Below are 1,151 nucleotides of genomic sequence, written 5' to 3'. Positions count from 1 at the left end.
CTTTAGATCCGCTTCGTCGACGCCTTCGAACAATTCGTGGCGCAGTTGCGTGGCAATGGTTTCGATTTGTTCGATCAGCGGCAAGGCGGGCGCGCAGAGCACGATTTTTTTCGCCCGACGGTCTTCCATCACGGACTGGCGTTGCACCAGGCCCTGGCTTTCCAGACTATCGAGCAAGCGTGCAAGGGTCGGCCCTTCGACACCGACGCTTTGCGCCAGCTCACGTTGCGTCGGCGCGTCTTCAAAGCGCGCCAGGTGCAGCAGCACCAGCCAGCGTGCCTGGGACAGGCCCAGCCCCGCGAGGCGACGGTCCAGTTCGGCACGCCAGCCACGGGACATCTGGGCCAGTTGCATGCCAAAGCGGTGTTGATCGGTTAACGGCATAAAACACTCATGGTTAGACTGACAAATAGAGAAAAACTAATTATTAGTCAGCTAAGCATGGCCTGCAGTTATAGGCAAGAGTCGACCTGTACTGAATCGTTACAACTGTCTGGCGTCTGGCGCAATCGCCCTCTCACATTTCAAATTCAGATTGCAGCGCAGCCCGCACGCAGTACAGCACGCCCTCCGGCACACGCCCGGCAAACAGCTCGGCCACCTCGGCGACCGACGGTAACTCGCCCTCGCCATCAAGGAAGGCATCCTGCACTTCGCCCATCAAGTCTTCCGGCAAATCCAGCGCCTGCTCCAGCGACAACTGCTGCTTGCCGATGGCTTCAGCGAGCATGGCGTAGACGTTCTTCTCCGAACACTGCAACTGCCCGGCGATCTGCAACGGCGTCATGCCGGCGCGGGCCAGGGTGATCAATTCGTGGCGCACGTCGGCCACCGCTTTGGGTGCCTCGGCCTCGCCGCCGAGCACCTCGAGGAACGCCTCGCCATAGCGTTCCAGTTTGCGCGCGCCGACGCCGCTGACCCGGGCCATCTCCGCCAGGGACGTCGGCTGGCTGCGCAGCATTTCCAGCAAGGTCGAGTCGGGAAAGATGACGTACGGCGGCACGCCGTGTTCTTCCGCCAGTTTGCGCCGCAAGGCGCGCAACGCTTCCCACTGCTCGCGCTCCTCGCCGCGCACCAATTGGCTGGCCGGGCTCTTGCTGGTGGTCTTGGCGGTGACTTGCGGCTTGAGATCGCGGCGCAACTCCAGGGTC

At 62.1% G+C, this 1,151-nt stretch carries 2 protein-coding genes; both read right to left on the bottom strand.

Going from position 1 to position 1,151, the window contains the following annotated elements:
• A partial coding sequence (locus DBR24_RS24400) for a MarR family transcriptional regulator (protein WP_128616016.1) occupies positions 1 to 384 on the bottom strand: 384 nt, incomplete at its 3' end.
• 133 nt (positions 385 to 517) lie between these two features.
• Positions 518 to 1,151 (bottom strand): HRDC domain-containing protein (locus DBR24_RS24395; RefSeq protein WP_177490679.1); only part of this gene is annotated, 634 nt, incomplete at its 5' end.

Source organism: Pseudomonas sp. HMWF006 (genome assembly GCF_003061205.1).
Classification (GTDB): domain Bacteria; phylum Pseudomonadota; class Gammaproteobacteria; order Pseudomonadales; family Pseudomonadaceae; genus Aquipseudomonas; species Aquipseudomonas monsensis.
The sequence above is the reverse complement of the archived record's forward strand: the minus strand, read 5'-3'. Positions and strand labels throughout refer to the sequence as shown.